This window comes from Williamsia sp. Leaf354 (genome assembly GCF_001424365.1).
Taxonomy (GTDB): domain Bacteria; phylum Actinomycetota; class Actinomycetes; order Mycobacteriales; family Mycobacteriaceae; genus Williamsia_A.
In genome coordinates, this window is the sequence record NZ_LMPL01000005.1 from 865,354 (window position 1) to 880,904 (window position 15,551).

The following is a 15,551-nucleotide window of genomic DNA, read 5'->3' on the forward strand; positions in this document are numbered from 1 at the left end:
CATGGAGGTCGGCGATCTCGAGCAGACCCCGGCCCACCTCTACGGCCGATACCGCCACGATCCGGCGATGAAGGCCGTCGAGATCCTCAGCCGCGCATACCCGTTCTTCGTGCGGTTCATGCGTGAACCCCACATCCCGCCGCCCGACGCCGGCATCACGACGGTGCGGATCACCGAGCGCACGGTCGTCGCCGAGGACGAGAACGTCGTGTCGCTGCGGTTCGAGTCGCTCGACGGCGCCGAGCTCACCCCCTGGTACCCGGGCGCGCACCTCGACCTGCTGTTGCCGTCGGGGCGCATGCGGGAGTACTCGCTGTGCGGCGATCCCACCGACCGCACCCACTACCGCATCGCGGTGCGTCGCATCCCCACCGGTGGCGGCGGGTCGATCGAGGTCCACGACACCCTGCGCGTCGGCGACACCCTGGAGATCAAGGGGCCGCGCAACGCCTTCCCGCTGGCCCTGCCCGGCCGCGGATCCCCCGCACAGCGTCTGAGGTTCATCGCCGGCGGCATCGGCATCACGCCGATCCTGCCCATGGTGGCCGCCGCCGACCGGCTCGATCTGGACTGGTCGATGATCTACACCGGCCGCAGCGCCGACTCGCTTCCCTTCATCGAGGCGCTGCGCAGCCACGGTGACCGTGTCACCATCCGCACCGACGACGACGGCGGGATCCCGACGGCCGACGAACTGCTCGGGCCGATCGCGCCGAAGACCGCGGTGTACTGCTGCGGGCCCGTCCCGATGCTCGAGGCGATCCGTACCGCGATGCGCGATCTCGACGACACCGAACTGCACTTCGAACGGTTCAGTCCACCTCCGGTTCTCGACGGGCACGCGTTCGAGGTGACGTTGTCCTCCACCGGCGAGCGGGTTCCGGTCTCGGCCACCGAGTCGACCCTCGCCGCGCTGCGACGCACGCGGCCCGCGGTCCCGTACTCGTGCCAGCAGGGGTTCTGCGGGACCTGTCGGGTACGCGTCACCGAGGGTGTTGTCGACCACCGCGACACCCTTCTCACCGAGCCCGAGCGGGCGGCGGGCTGGATGCTCAGTTGCGTCTCCCGCAGCGACGGAACCGATCTCACTCTCCAGATGTAGTCGCGCGCTCGCGCAAGAACCATCCGCAGACCGGTGCGGCGATCAGTGCGGTGCCCACCGCGACCCACACCGACTGGTGCAGACCGTCGACGAAGGCGTCGCGTACCGCGGCGAGGACCGGCTCGGAGAACTGCGCGGGCACACCCCGCGCCACCTCGACCCCGGCCATCACCGAGGTCTCGGCGGCGGCGCGGACCGGTTCGGGGAGCCCGGCCAGCGTCGGTGAGTCGACGACCGCGGCGGCATAGACACTCGACAGCGCCGAGCCCAGCACCGCGACGCCCAGGGCGCCGCCGAACTCACGGGTGGTGTCGTTGACCGCGGCACCCGCGCCGGCCTGCGCCGGGGGCAGCGCGTTCATCACCACGTGGGTGCACGGGCCGGAGATGAGGCCCAGGCCCGCGGCCATCAGGCTCATCGACCAGACGATGAGACCCCAGTAGGAACTGTCGATCCCGGCCGCGAGCACCAGGGCGAACCCGCCGCCCATCATCACCGCGCCGGTGGCGGAGACCACCGCGACCCCGAGGCGGCCGACCAGCACCATCGCCACCGGCGAGACCACGGCCAGCACCACGGCGAACGGCAGGGTGTGCAGGCCGGCCGAGAGCGTTCCGTATCCCTTGACCGCCTGGAAGTACTGCGTGACGAGGAAGATGAAGCCGAACAGGCCGAAGAACGCCAGCGCGATCATCGCCGACGCCGCCGAGAACTGCCGGTTCCGGAACACGCGGACGTCGAGAATCGGATGGGCGGAACGGGATTCGCGGCGCACGAACACCGCGACCAGAGCCACTGACACGAATATGCCGCCGAGGGTGCGGATGTCGGCCCACCCGTGGTTGGGCCCCTCGATGACCGAGTAGATGAGCAACCCCATGCCCGCGATCGACAGCGCGAGACCGATGACGTCGAACGCACCCGGCTCGCGCGCCGATGCGCCCGCGGGCACCAGTGCCACCACGGCGACGGCCACCAGGGCCGCGAACGGCAGGTTGACCCAGAACACCGACGCCCACGAGTAGTGCTCGAGCAGCCATCCGCCGAGCACCGGGCCGATCGCGACCGCGACACCGGTGATCGCCGCCCACACACCGAAGGCCGCGGCCCGCTCCCTCGCGTCGGCGAAGATGCCGGTCACCAGGGCCAGCGTCGCCGGGAACACCAGCGCGGCGAACACACCGAGACCGACGCGGGACGCGATGAGCATCCAGAGCGACGTCGACTCGGCGGCGATCACCGACACCACCGCGAAGCCCGCGACGCCGACCAGCAGGGCACGCCGGCGGCCGAACCGGTCGCCCAGGTGGCCGCCGGTGATGAGCAACCCGGCGAACGCGAGGGTGTACGCGTCGACCACCCATTGCAGACCCGAGTTGCTCGCGGAGAGATCGCGACTGATGGTCGGCAGCGCCACGTTCACGATCGTGTTGTCGATCATCACCATGAGGGTCGCGAGACACAGTGCGCCCAGCGCCCACCAGCGGCGGGAGGATCGGATCGGGGCGGTTGCGTCCCGGTCGAACTCGGGGATCACCGCGATGGACGGGGACGAGAGTGCATCGGCCATGGCCGCCTCCTGGTACGTCGTGCCATTGTTGTAGTACATCGTTCTATCTAAGAAGAACACTGTTCTAGTAGGCTGTCAAGATGGTTGCCAAGCGGACCCCGGCCGCAGATGTCCGGGCCGCACTGATCGCCGCGGGTCATCGCGTTCTCGTCGAGCACGGCGTCGCGGGCCTCACCGTCCGCGCGGTCGCCGCGGAAGCCGGCGTGGCACCGATGGGTGTCTACAACCACCTCGACGGCAAGGACGGGCTCGTCGGGGCGATCGTCTCCGACGGGTTCGACCGGCTGCGTACGTACCTCACCGCCGTCGTCGACACCGACGCCCGCACGCGCTTTCGCGCTTCCGGTCGCGCGTATCGCCGCTTCGCGCAGGACAATCCGACGCTCTATCGCCTGATGTTCTCGCCCGACTGCGATCTCGGCGGCGAGGCCGGGCTCCTCGCGTTGTCATCGCTCACCGAGATCATCCGGTACGCGCAGGCGTCCGGGATCGTGCGTGCCGACGACCCGTTCGAGCTCACCCTGTCGGTGTGGTCCTGTGTCCACGGCGCCGTGAGTCTGGAACTCGATGCGTCGTCACCGATCCCGGTCGACCGGGACGCCGTCTACGAATCGATCCTCGACGTCATCGAGCGGGGCGTCGCGCCGACCTGAGGGCTGCACCCGGCCCGGTGTCGGCGGTCAGGGCAGCAGGATGGGCGGCAACCCCGGGATGGGGTTGGGGATGCTGCGTCGACGCGGAGGCGGCGGGGCCGCACGGCGAGTCGGTGCGCTGCGTTGCGCGGTCTGCTGGTCGGCCGTCGGCGGCGGCGGTGGTGTGTAGCGCAGCAGCGGGGCCTGGGCGGCACGGGTGTCGAGCGGTGGCCGCGAGGTGGGCGCGGGACTCACCGGCACCGTCGAGGTCTGGGCGACCATGCCCTGCGCAGCCGCCGACGCCGGGCGCTGCGCGTCGCTGTCGCCACCGAGCCAGGACAGCCCGATGATGAGGCCACCGACGACGGCCGCCCCGATGACCGCGGCGACGCCGAGGAGTACGCGGCGGTGGTCCGCTCGGGAGCCCTCGGTCATCGCGCGGGTCTGGTGTGCGGGCGGCGTGTAGTGCCGCGGGCCGGGTGCATGCATCACGTCACGATTTTCCTGTACGGGGGCCGGTGTCCGCTCGCCGAGATCGGCGGAACGGTAGACGTCCTGTTCGCCGGTCGCTCCGGCCAGGGCGTACGGGGACGGGTCCGGGAGGAAGCTCCCGGTCGGCAGGCGAGCCCCGGACACGAGGCTGTCATGGGCCTGTTCTACCGCATGACCACGGTGTCCGGACGGCGCGGGTAGGACCTCGATCGGCGGCGGGACGGCCGCCACGAACGGGGCCGGGGGAGCGGTGGGTGCCGCCGGGACGGGCAGCGGGGCCGGCGGCAGCGGGCTCGGCATCACCGGTGCCGGCGCGGGGTCGTGGTCCGGTGCCGCCGAGACGGGGACGGCGGCGGCGTCAGTCGGTTCGTCGTCCTGGTGGCGCCGGGCGCCGACCGCGGGGACAGCGGTGTCGGGCCCGGGGTCGCGCAGCGCGACGGCCGGGATCGGGGCGAGGTGCGACAGCGTCGGGAACAGCCCCGGCCACTGCTCGTGCTCCGGCATGAAGACCAGCGCACCGACCGGCGGCGCGGAGTTGAGAGCGACTGCCTGCCACAGGCTCTGGGCCGCGAGCAGGTGCGGCTGCAACCCCGCGTAGTAGTCGCGCCGCGACACCCGGAACATCGCGACGTGGCTCGCACCCATCGCGAACGCGCCGTCGGTGACCGCCAGCCGCGCGCGGACGTCGGGCATCAGGTCGATCAGCTCGGTCGCCCAGTCGAACGATGCGGGACGCTCGACGCGTCCCGAACGCACCAGGTGGTCGGCCATCGACAGATCGAGCATCCGCGGGCACAGTTTGCCGTCGCCGCGCTCGACGAGACTCGCACCGGTCGAGCTGTCGACGACCGCGGTCCGCAGACCACCCTCGTTGAGCTCGACCAGCACGAAAGCGGCGCAGTCGGTGATGCCCGAGGCAGCGAGCGTCCGCTGCACCTCGTGCAGCAGCGACTCGTCGAGCATGACCGCACCGGAATGCGGCGCGCGTTGCGCAGTGGACATTTCCCCCCCGAGACACGACCGTCGCCATCCCCACGGCGCCGATCGCGTTCGAGATTATCACTCAGACGCGCGACGCCCGGGCGTGCGATGCGCGCTCGCCGAGGGCGACCGCGGTGAAGTCCGTGGTGAGATCGACCCCGCGCATCTGTGCGACGTACTGGGTGGCGAAGCCCGGGTACATGGTCGCGTTGAAGCCGTCGTCGGTGAGATACCAACTGCTGCATCCGGAGTTCCAGGTGGTCTTCGTCAGGCGACGCTGGATGTCGGCGTTGTGCCGGTCCTGGACGTCACGTCGCACGTCGAGCACCGCGAGTCGCCGTCGCAGCACCGTGGTGACCGCCATGACTATCGCGTCGATCTGCGCCTCCATGTACACCAGGGCCGAGCTGTGCCCGGGGCCCGAATTGGGGCCGAAGGTGAAGTAGAGGTTCGGATATCCCGACACCGCGAAACTCCGGTAGGCGTAGGCGCCACGTGCGAACTCGTCGCCGAGCACCCGTCCCTCGCGACCTGTGATCGGGATGGGCGACCCCTGCTTGGACACCTCGAAGCCGGTCGCGAACACCAGGCAGTCGAACTGGTGCTCCACACCCTCCACCGTGCGCACGCCGCGCTCGCTGATGCGGGCGATGGGCCAGGTGATGAGGCGGCAGTTGTCCTTCTGCAGTGCGGGGTAGTACTTGCTCGTCATCAACAGACGCTTGCATCCGGCGCGGAAGTCGGGGGTGAGCTGGCGTCGCATCCACGGATCGCTCACCTGCGCGCGCATATTCGCCTTGGAGACCGCCTCGACGACCCGGGTGAGCGGCGAGTTCCACACGACACCCAGTGCCACCGACTCGTGTCCCCAGTACCAGGCGGTGCGTGCCGCCGACTGCAGCAGCGGGATCCGCTTGTAGGCCTTGCGGGTTCGGGAGCTGACCGCCGGGTTGAGGCGCGGCAGCACCCAACCGGGGGTCCGCTGGAACACCGACACCTGCGCGGCCTGCTCGACCAGTTCGGGGATGATCTGCACCGCGCTGGCACCGGTGCCGATCACGCCGACCTTCTTGCCGGTGAAGTCGTAGTCGTGGTCCCAGTCGGCGCTGTGCATGCGCTTACCCGTGAACTCCTCGATCCCGCGGATGTCGGGGTAGCCCGGCGTCGACAGCGGACCCGACGCGACGACGATCGTGCGCGCGAAGACGGGTTCGGCGCCGGAGATCGCCACCTCCCACACCCCGTTCGGCTCGTCGAACACGACGCCGGTCACGGTCGATCGGTAGCGGATGCGGCGGTCGAGATCGTGATCGGCGACCATGCGGTCGATGTAGCGCAGGATCTCCTCGCTGCCCGAATAGGTGTGTGACCAATCGGGATTCGGCGCGAACGAGAACGAGTAGAGCCGGGACGGGATGTCGCACGCCGCGCCCGGGTAGGTGTTGTCGCGCCACGTGCCGCCCGGTCGGGTGTCTCGTTCGATGAGCACGAAGTCCTCGACTCCGGCCTGCTGCAGTCGGATCGCGGCACCGATGCCGGCGAAACCCGCGCCGATGATGACCGTCTCGTAGACGGGTGAGTCCACGAGGTCGCGGGGACGGGTGGTGGGATCGCTGGCCATGGTGGTCACGCTCCTGGGGCGGTGGTCGTGGATGTCGGATGTGCTGCTCCCGCGGTCGGCGCCGTGGTGGGGGCGACGGCCGGAAGCAGACGGTTCAGCAGACCCGCACCGGCGGTGTAGGTCCGGGGCAGATGGCGTTTGGCGGCCCAGATGGCCTTGGCGTCGAGCTGCGGCACGACGTAGAGCTGTCCGCGGTCGTGGGCGTCGAGGGTGCCGCGGGCGACGCGCTCGGGCGACAACCCGGTCCAGCGCATGAGCGTTCCGGCCAGTCGGCCCGCCTCGGCGGTGATGCGGCCGTCGACGGCGACGTTGGTCTTCACGAACGTCGGACACAGCACGGTGACCGCGAGGCCCGTCCCGCCGAGTTCGGCGGCGATGGTCTCCGACAGCGCCAGGACCCCGGCCTTGCCGACGTTGTAGGCGGCCATACCCGGGGCGGCCGAGAAGGCCGCGGTCGAGGCGACGTTGATCAGGCCGCCGCGACCCGCGCGCCGCAGCTGCGGGACGAACTTCTCCGAGCCGTAGACCATGCCCCAGAGGTTGATCCCCAGCGCCCACTGCCAGTCCTCGAGACCGATCTCCCCCACCGGCCTCCCGCCGATGCCGACGCCGGCGTTGTTGATCATCAGCGAGGTCGGTCCGCCCAGCAGTTCCTCGGCGCGCTCGGCGAGGGCATCGATGTCGTCGGTGCGAGAGACGTCGCAGAACACCGCGTGCGCCGTTCCCTGCCCTGCTCGCTCGATCATCTCGACGGTCTCGGCGATGCGGTCGTGATCGATGTCGGAGCAGACGACCTGCCCGCCGCGGCGGGCGAGTTCGAGGGCGAAGGCGCGACCGATGCCGCTGCCCGCGCCGGTGACGACCGCGCGCGCCTGTCGCGTGCGGGGGATGGTTCGACCCATGTCATGCACTCCGTCGGTTGCCGGTGATCGAATGGTCGCGTCGTAACGCGGTGCGCAGGAAGACCGCGGCCGCGGCGACGGCACGGTCGGCCTCGGGGATCAGGCGGTCGAAGGCCTGGAAGACGTGCATCTGACCGGGCCAGATCTGCAGTTCGCACCGGCCGCCGGCCGCGGTCACGACCCCGGCGACCCTGCGCGCGTCGGCGCTCAACATCTCCGCGCCGCCGGCCTGCACCAGCATCGGCGGCAGCACCGACCCCTTCGCCAGGTCGAGCCGCAGGCGCGGGCCGTCGTGATCGGCGCCGCGCGTGTAGTGGCCGACCAGGCGGGCCGCGGCGTTCGCGGAGATCATCGGGTCGCGGCGTACGCGTTCGCGTTCGGCGGCCAACGCCAGGGTGAGATCGAACAGCGGCGACATCATCACCACCGCCCCGGGCTGGGGTGCGTCCTCGCGGGCGTTGCAGGCCAGCAGGTCGAGGATGAGGTGACCACCGGCGGAGTCTCCGGCCAGCACGATGTCGGCGGGCTCGTGCCCGGTGGCGATCAGCCATCGGTAGGCCGCGGCGACGTCGTCGGCGGCGGCCGGGAAGAGATGCTCGGGGGCCAGGCGGTAGTCGACGCTGAACGCCGCGAGCCCTGATGCCTTCGACAGGCGTGCCACGAGCGCGCGGTGGGTGGCCGCCGAACAGATCGCGTACGCCGAGCCGTGGACGTAGAGGATGACCCGGCGGGTGTCGGTGACGCTGCGGTGGCGCACCCACTCGCCGCGGATCGGTGACCCGTCGTCGGTGGCGGTCCGGACCCGGTCGACCTGGGTGCCGGCTGGCACCCGTCCACCGAGTCGCATGGTGGTGGCGACGAGTCGTCGGGTGAACCGGACGCCCTGCGGTGTGGCGGGGACGCGCTCGGCGAGCGGCGGCAACCACAGCGCGGTCGAGGTGACCAGGACGCGTGATCGGAGGGAGCTTCTCACGCCGACGAGATCACCACAGATGGTGACACTTGTCAATGTCACGGTTTTCCATGAGACAAAGACAAATGGCAGTGACGAACCTGGCGGTATGCTTCTGCGCTGATGACTGAGTATCGGATCGACGACCTGGCCCGCGCCGCCGGGACGACCACGCGCAACGTGCGTGGCTATCAGGACCGGGGGCTGCTACCCCGTCCTGCGAAGCGTGGTCGGATCGCGATCTACACAGACAACCATCTCGCGCGGCTGACCCTCATCAACAACCTCCTCAAGCGCGGCTTCACCGCGCGCCACATCGCCGATTTCATCCGCGGGATGCAGCGTGGCGACGGCCTGGCCGAGGTGCTCGGCATCGAGGAGATCCTCGCCGAGCCGTGGGCGAAGACCCCCACCGAACGGATCTCGGCCGAGGCACTGGAGTCGATACTCGGTTCCTCCGAGGCCGCCGACTACGCCGCCATGGTCGATCTGGGCCTCATCGAGCGCGACGGCGACGACTACATCCTGCTCGACCGCGACACCGTCTATGGCATGGGCCGACTCATCGAGCTGGGTCTCGCGCTGCGATCGCTGGTCACGGTGTTCGGCAAGCTCGACGAGAACCTCGACGGCGCCGCACAGACCCTGATCTCGGCGGCGCGCGACGAGTTCGTGGCCCGCCGCGGCGACGGATGGATCCCGCGCGGCGACGAGGAGTCGGAGTGGGCCGCGGTGCTCGTCACCGAGATGCGCGCGGTCGCCACCAAGACCGCGCACAACGCGCTCAACCGTGCGCTCGACCGCACGCTGAAGGAAGAACTGAAGGACTACCTCGGGAGCTGAGCGGTCAGCGGGTGTGCGAGGTCGGCGCGACGACGCGCGGTGTGCCGCCCAGGCCGTGGTACTCCCACCCGGCGTTCATCCACACCGCCGGATCGAGGCAGCGCCGCCCGTCGATGATCACCTTCTTGCGCACCACCGGCTCCAGGTCGGCCGGCTTCAGTTCGAGGAACTCCGCCCACTCGGTCAGCACCAGCACCGCATCGGCGAGGTGGCACGCCTCGCGCGCCGTGTCGGTGTAGTCCAGCGTCGGGAAGAGCTTGCGCGAGTTGGCCATCGCCTTCGGGTCGTAGACGCTCACCGCGGCACCCTTGAGCTGCAACTGTCCCGCAACGTTGAGGGCGGGCGAGTCGCGCACGTCGTCGCTCTCGGGTTTGAACGCCGCGCCGAGAACCGCGATGTTCGACCCCAGGAGGCTCCCGCCGCACGCCATGGTCGCCAACTCCACCATCGCCGTACGGCGGCGCATGTTGATCGAGTCGACCTCACGCAAGAACGTCAACGCCTGCGACGCACCGAGTTCACCGGCACGCGCCATGAACGCCCGGATGTCCTTGGGCAGACATCCGCCACCGAAACCCAAGCCCGCGTTGAGGAATCGGCGTCCGATGCGCTGGTCGTACCCGATGGCGTCGGCGAGGGTCGAGACGTCGGCGCCGGCGGCCTCGCACACCTCGCTCATCGCGTTGATGAACGAGATCTTGGTGGCCAGGAACGCGTTCGCCGACACCTTGACCAACTCGGCGGTCGCCAGATCGGTACGCAGGAAGGGGGTTTCGGCCGCGAGGATCGGCGCGTAGACCTCCTCGACCTTCGCCACGACGGCATCGGGGTCGCCGTCGGGGTCGAGTCCGAGCACGATGCGGTCGGGCCGCAGGGTGTCGGCGACCGCGAAGCCCTCGCGCAGGAACTCGGGGTTCCAGGCGACGGAGATGTCGGCGGAGGTGCCGGTTGCGGCGATCCGCTTCTTGATCTCCACGGATGTCCCGACGGGCACCGTCGACTTGCCGATCAGCAGGTGCGAGCCCGTGAGGCGCGCCGCGAGTTCGTCGACCACCGAGAACACGTACTTCAGATCGGCGGCGTACTCACCGCGCTTCTGCGGCGTACCGACGCCGAGGAAGTGGACGTCGGCGAACGCGGCGGCCTCGTCGAAGTCGGTCGTGAAATGCAGCCGACCCGATTCGAGGCTGCGGGCGAGCACCTCCGGCAACCCCGGCTCGTAGAACGGCACCTCGCCGCGGGCGAGCATCGCGACCTTCTCGGCGTCGACGTCCACACCGAGGACGTCGTGGCCCAGCTCGGCCATACAGGCGGCGTGGGTGGCGCCGAGATAGCCGCACCCGAAGACAGTCATCCTCATGAACCGCGACTGTACAAGGCGAAACTCGTTGGTCGCCAACCCAACAGTGCGGTGTGGAACGTACGCGTGAACGCGGTCCGACGCCGGCGTTACCGGCGTGTGTCATCGGGTCAGGAATTGCCGAAGTTCAAGTACGCCTTCGACGGGGTCGGGCCGCGCTGGCCCTGGTACTTCGATCCGACCGATGCGCTGCCGTACGGGTTCTCGGCGGGGCTGGAGAGTCGGATGAGGCAGAGCTGACCGATCTTCATCCCGGGCCACAGGGTGATCGGCAGGTTGGCGACGTTCGACAGCTCGAGAGTGATGTGTCCGGTGAAGCCCGGGTCGATGAAGCCGGCCGTCGAGTGCGTCAGCAGTCCGAGGCGTCCCAGCGACGACTTGCCCTCGAGGCGACCGGCAAGGTCGTCGGGAAGGGTGCAGACCTCGAGGGTGGAACCCAGCACGAATTCGCCGGGGTGCAGCACGAACGGTTCGCCCTCGGGGGGCTCTACGAGGCTGGTCAGCTCGTCCTGGCGCTGCGCCGGGTCGATGTGGGTGTAGCGGGTGTTGTTGAACACCCGGAAGAGACCGTCGAGGCGCACGTCGACGCTCGACGGTTGCACCAACGCCGGGTCGTAGGGGGCGAGCGCCAACCGGCCGCTGTCCAGCTCGGCACGGATGTCACGATCGGAGAGCAGCATGCGCACGAGGTTAACGCAGCGGTTCAGGTGACCCACGGGTCGCGCCGTGCGGGGCCGGCACGGTCGTCGCAGACGCGTTCCCACGCCTGCGCGAGCAGCTCGTCGGGGTGATGGGCGTGGTTGATGCGCGGCCGTCTCTCGGGGTCGATCGAGGCGGGCGGGATCCATGCGACCCGGCCGCGGTATCGCCCTTCGGTGACCAGCTCGGTGCGCCACTGGTGTGGCGCGTCGCCGGCCATCGGGTGGTGGTCGAAGCACGCGGCACCGAGGTTCGTGAGGTCGGTGGGCCCGCCGTTGCGCCACTCGTCGAGGTGGTGGGCCTGCGTTCGGGTCTGTGCCACCCGGCACCCCGGGAAGGTGCAGCCTCGCGATCGCAGCCACTCGGCGATCCGCTGGGCCACCGTGGCCAGTCGCCTGTGCGACCGAGGTAGAGCGGCATCCCTGTCGGGTCGAGGATGCCGAGCAGCGCGTTGTTCTCCTTCGCGAGGTCCACGAGGTCCTCCACCGGCATCTGCGACGCGGTCATCGTGTCGGCGACACCCGACATCGCGATCAGTTCGTCGAGTGTCATGGTGGCGACGACCTGGGCGGGCGAACCGCCGTGCGAGCCGAGCGTGCCGGTCGCGATCACGCGGGCCAGCATGGCCGAGAGCGCATCGTGTCGGCGCTGCGGGGCCGAGCGGGTGTCGCGTCCGGCGGCGGCCTCGGCCAGGTCGCGATCGGTGTCGGGGTCGGTGCGCGATCCGGCCGGTGACTCGGGGTCGTCGGGGTTGTTCATCCCGGGCGCGGCCCAGGCATCGAGGAGGACGTCGAGCATCGCGCGGGTCGCGGGATCGAGGGTGGCGGTCAGCTTCGACATCAGCGCGGCGTCCTGCTGCGACAGCGACAGTCCACGGTGCCGCGCGCGGTCGCCGTCGCCGGTCAGCGTGCCGTCGGGATCGAGGTGGGCCAGCAGTCGGTCGCCGACACCGCTCACCTCTCGCGGCGAGAGGTCACGGGCGAGCTCGACCATCGTCGCCTCGGCGGACGCACGGACGTCGTCGTCGACCGCCGAGGGGATCTTGTCGAGGACGGTCAACACCGCATCGGCGCTCTGTTCCGACAACGCGCCGTCGTAGACGCCCATCGCGACATCGAAGTGTCGCGGTTCGGTGACCTCGCCGGTGATACCGGTCGTGGGGCAGGTCGCGGCGGCCACGCGGACGCGGCGATGCGCCTCGGACGGGGACGGGTGGAGTTCACCGGTGAGCATCGATGTCACCCTGCGATAACCCCATTCGGAGTACGAGCCCCGCGAGGCGACCTCGGTGACCACGTTGTGCGACACGACTCCGAGCTTGCGTCCCACCCGCTCCACGCCGTGCATCAACTCGCGCAGCTCGGCGTCGGTCAGGACCGACATCGATGTCGACTGCATCTCCTCGACCGTCTCCTCGAGCGCGCGGAGCATGTCCGAGACCGCGAAAGGTTCGACAGGCCAGGCGATCACCGACATCTGTCCATCCCCTCTCGACCGGAACCGCTCCCCCGAGCGACTCCCATCAGTGTAGAAGAGGGGTCCGACAACGCCCGAAAACCGTTGCCCAGCCTGTGGACAACGCCGATCGGTGCACTACCGATCCGACGCCCACTCGAGTACCCGTTCCACCGGCCACGTGGTGACGATGCGCTCGGCCGGGATCCCGTGCTGCTCGGCCCGTTCGCATCCCAGCGACTTGAAGTCGAGCTGCCCCGGTGCGTGGGCGTCGGAGTCGATGGCGAACAGGCACCCGAGGTCGCGGGCGATCTCGATGAGGTCGTCGGGTGGGTCGACGCGCTCGGGTCGGGAGTTGATCTCGACCGCGGTGCCCGTCAGCGCGCAGGCCTCGAACACCACGTGCGGATCGAAGCGGGATTGCGGACGCTGGCCGCGACCGCCCGTGACCAGGCGTCCGGTGCAATGGCCGAGGACGTTGACGCGCGGGTCGCTCACCGCGGTCAGCATGCGTCGGGTCATCGGTCCGCGATCCATCTTGAGGTTCGAATGGACTGATGCGGTGACGATCTCGAGGCGGTCGAGCATGTCGTCGGTCTGGTCGAGGGCGCCGTCGTCGAGGATGTCGACCTCGATGCCGGTGAGCAGACGGAAGTCGTCGTCGCGGGCGGCGTTGATGTCGGCGACGACCTCGATCTGGTGGGTGAGCCGCTCTGCCGAGAGCCCGTTGGCCACCCGCAGCCGCGGTGAGTGGTCGGTCAGGGCCATCCACTCCTGGCCGAGTGCCGCTGCCGCATCGACCATCTCGTCGATCGACGCTCCCCCGTCACTCCAGTTCGAGTGGGCGTGGAGATCGCCGCGCAGCGCCTCGTAGAGATCGGCACCGCCCTCGGCCAGTGGGGCGGTCTCGGTCTGCAGGGTGTGCAGGCGAGCCGGCACCTTCCCGCGTATCGCCTCGTTGATCACCGTCGCCGTGGACGTGCCGATCCCGCTGATCTCACCGATCGCGTGACGCTCCACCCGCGCGCGGGTCTCGTCGAGACCCAGCTGCGCCACGATCCCGGCCGCCTTGCGGAACGCCTCTACACGGTAGGTGCTCGCACGGGCACGCTCCATGTGGAACGCGACCCGCAGCAGCGCGTCATACGGCGTCATGGGGGCGGTCAGGTCGGAGACGGGCCTCATGCGTCCAGTCTCCCACCGCCCTCAGACGCGCTGTGCTGCCCTCGTCCGGGGATTCACGCTCCCCAGACCCCGCAGTGGTGCAGCGCGTCGAAGCCGGTGCGCATCGACGACCCCGAGGTGTCGATCGAGAGGAATCGCCGGTCGGGCGTCCACGAGGGCAGACCGGCACCGGTGGGCCGGCCTGTCCGGGCGAAGGTCGTCCACTGCGCCTTCATCTGTCGGGCCAGCGCCGCCGAGGCGCCGGTCCACGGGATCGGCACCCCGCCGAGGCGCGAGAACAGGAACGGGATCTCCGAGGCGTGGAACGCCCCGGACAGCAACGGATTCGACCGTCCGAAGGGCGCCGCGGTGAAACGGTACTGCCACACCGTCGCGCCGCCCGCGCGTGCCGCCGCGGTGGTCGCCGAGGCGGCGCAGGCGAACAGGGAGTCGGTGTAGACCGCGGCCAGCGCGTCGGCCGGTGTGCGATATCGCGAGAGCGGGTAGGCGGCGAGCACGGCGTCGGTGCGATCGGGGTACACCGTGCGCACCGTCGAGCGGAAGCTCTCCGCCGTCGGGATACGACCGTTCGCGTAGTCGAACAGCGCCACGAACAGACGGCCCTCGTCGGCATTGCTGCCGATGATCAGCGGTATGTCGGCCGCGGCGCCTTCGCGCAGTGCCTCGTCGGGGGTCTTCGTCAGCACGACGTCGTCGATGAACGGCGTCCACGTGGCCAGCGGTGAGTCGAACTTCGTCGTGGGCGAGTCGAGGAGCTTGTCGATCGGCAGCGAGCGCAGGCATGCGAGGCGGGTGCGCGCGTCGGCGCATCCCATGCTCGCCGCGTACTTCTCCGACCGCTGGTAGCCGATCTCCTTGCGGGGCGGCACGAGCGGGCTGCGCACGCACGGCCCACTCTCGATGATGGCCTTCTGGAACAGTCCGCGCGATCCGGGCGCCGAGATCTGGGTGCACACGCTCATCGCACCGGCCGATTCACCGAAGATGGTCACATCGTTCGGATTGCCACCGAAGCGGCCGATGTTGTCGCGCACCCAGCGCAGCGCGAACTGCTGGTCCTGGGTGCCATATGTGCCGGTGGCGCCGCCGGATTCGGCTGCGAGTTCCGGTAGGGCCATGAAGCCGAACGGTCCGAGACGGTAGTTGGGGACCGCGATGATGACGTTGCCGGTGCGGGCCATCTCGGCCGGCGAGTCGTACTGCTGGTTGGAGCCGAGTACGTAGGCGCCGCCGTAGAGGTAGACCATCACCGGGAGTTGCTGCGTCGCCGCCGAATCGGGGACGTAGAGATCGACGCTGAGGCAGTTCTCGCTGTTGGTGAACGGCGACAACGCCGGCGGGATGCCCCCCGGAAGCGACTGCGGGCACTGTGCGCCGTGGGTGGTGGCGCGCCTGACCCCGGGCCACGGCGCCGCAGGGCGCGGTGCGGAGAAGCGGGCCGCCTGGGCGAACGGCACCCCGAGGTACTGCGTGATGCCGTCGACGCGCGCGCCGCTCACCGCGCCTCCGGCCACCGACACCACCGGCGTGCGCGCGGATGCCACCGGCGCGACGAGAAACGAACAGATCACCGCGCCCACCAGCGCGAGACAGAGTCGAGTACGCATGCTGCTCCCCACGTCGAGTGCGACCATCAAGCCACGGCAGGCGTGCCTCAGGGAATGGTTTTGTCGTGAAACTACTACCGGTCACACATCGACGAGCGGCGCTTGTCACATCGCACAGTCGGCTCGAGCCGCCCGCCTGAGCAGCGCGAT

13 protein-coding genes are annotated in these 15,551 nt (G+C 69.8%); 3 read left to right on the forward strand and 10 right to left on the reverse strand.

The features are described from left to right. The first annotated feature begins 1 nt into the window (after window position 1). The gene (locus ASG12_RS20615) at window positions 2-1,102 is read left to right on the forward strand and encodes a PDR/VanB family oxidoreductase (protein ID WP_055793664.1); all 1,101 of its coding nucleotides are present in this window, start codon (window positions 2-4) and stop codon (window positions 1,100-1,102) included. Here the strand turns inward: ASG12_RS20615 and ASG12_RS20620 are convergent. Beyond that, window positions 1,086-2,672 carry a DHA2 family efflux MFS transporter permease subunit gene (locus tag ASG12_RS20620; RefSeq protein WP_082502246.1) on the reverse strand — a complete coding sequence of 529 codons (1,587 nt, stop codon included), beginning with the start codon at window positions 2,670-2,672 and terminating at the stop codon, window positions 1,086-1,088. The genes ASG12_RS20615 and ASG12_RS20620 overlap by 17 nt on opposite strands. Before the next feature lie 80 nt (window positions 2,673-2,752). On the opposite strand from ASG12_RS20620, the gene ASG12_RS20625 reads away from it, so the two are divergent. Next, a complete protein-coding gene (locus ASG12_RS20625; protein WP_055793668.1) occupies window positions 2,753-3,325 on the forward strand; it encodes a TetR/AcrR family transcriptional regulator in 573 nt (190 codons plus the stop codon). Between the two features lie 27 nt (window positions 3,326-3,352). Here ASG12_RS20625 and ASG12_RS20630 read toward each other — a convergent pair whose 3' ends face one another. The 4 genes from ASG12_RS20630 to ASG12_RS20645 form a co-directional block, all read right to left on the reverse strand. Then, on the reverse strand, window positions 3,353-4,798 hold the full coding sequence (locus ASG12_RS20630) for a hypothetical protein (RefSeq protein ID WP_055793670.1): 1,446 nt from the start codon (window positions 4,796-4,798) through the stop codon (window positions 3,353-3,355). Between the two features lie 61 nt (window positions 4,799-4,859). Next, on the reverse strand, window positions 4,860-6,398 hold the full coding sequence (locus ASG12_RS20635; protein ID WP_055793969.1) for a flavin-containing monooxygenase: 1,539 nt from the start codon (window positions 6,396-6,398) through the stop codon (window positions 4,860-4,862). A 5-nt stretch (window positions 6,399-6,403) separates the two neighbouring features. After that, on the reverse strand, window positions 6,404-7,300 hold the full coding sequence (locus ASG12_RS20640; RefSeq protein WP_055793672.1) for an SDR family NAD(P)-dependent oxidoreductase: 897 nt from the start codon (window positions 7,298-7,300) through the stop codon (window positions 6,404-6,406). Between the two features lies 1 nt (window position 7,301). Continuing rightward, the gene (locus ASG12_RS20645; protein WP_082502247.1) at window positions 7,302-8,273 is read right to left on the reverse strand and encodes an alpha/beta hydrolase; all 972 of its coding nucleotides are present in this window, start codon (window positions 8,271-8,273) and stop codon (window positions 7,302-7,304) included. 102 nt (window positions 8,274-8,375) lie between these two features. Between ASG12_RS20645 and ASG12_RS20650 the strand changes: the two genes are divergently transcribed. After that, window positions 8,376-9,095: a MerR family transcriptional regulator gene (locus ASG12_RS20650; protein ID WP_045821362.1), complete on the forward strand. Its 720-nt coding sequence runs from the start codon at window positions 8,376-8,378 to the stop codon at window positions 9,093-9,095. A 4-nt stretch (window positions 9,096-9,099) separates the two neighbouring features. Here ASG12_RS20650 and ASG12_RS20655 read toward each other — a convergent pair whose 3' ends face one another. From ASG12_RS20655 to ASG12_RS20675, 5 genes are all read right to left on the reverse strand, one after another. Further along, window positions 9,100-10,455, reverse strand: a complete 1,356-nt coding sequence (locus ASG12_RS20655; protein ID WP_055793673.1) for a UDP-glucose dehydrogenase family protein — start codon at window positions 10,453-10,455, stop codon at window positions 9,100-9,102. Window positions 10,456-10,565: 110 nt separating this feature from the next. Next, window positions 10,566-11,135, reverse strand: a complete 570-nt coding sequence (gene dcd / locus ASG12_RS20660) for a dCTP deaminase (protein ID WP_045821360.1) — start codon at window positions 11,133-11,135, stop codon at window positions 10,566-10,568. A gap of 10 nt (window positions 11,136-11,145) precedes the next feature. Next, the gene (locus tag ASG12_RS20665) at window positions 11,146-12,630 is read right to left on the reverse strand and encodes a DUF222 domain-containing protein (RefSeq protein ID WP_055793675.1); all 1,485 of its coding nucleotides are present in this window, start codon (window positions 12,628-12,630) and stop codon (window positions 11,146-11,148) included. A gap of 117 nt (window positions 12,631-12,747) precedes the next feature. After that, window positions 12,748-13,794 (reverse strand): PHP domain-containing protein, encoded by a 1,047-nt coding sequence (locus tag ASG12_RS20670; protein WP_055793676.1) that lies wholly within the window; start codon window positions 13,792-13,794, stop codon window positions 12,748-12,750. 53 nt (window positions 13,795-13,847) lie between these two features. Then, window positions 13,848-15,401, reverse strand: a complete 1,554-nt coding sequence (locus ASG12_RS20675; RefSeq protein ID WP_162243456.1) for a carboxylesterase/lipase family protein — start codon at window positions 15,399-15,401, stop codon at window positions 13,848-13,850. Between the last annotated feature and the right edge of the window lie 150 nt (window positions 15,402-15,551).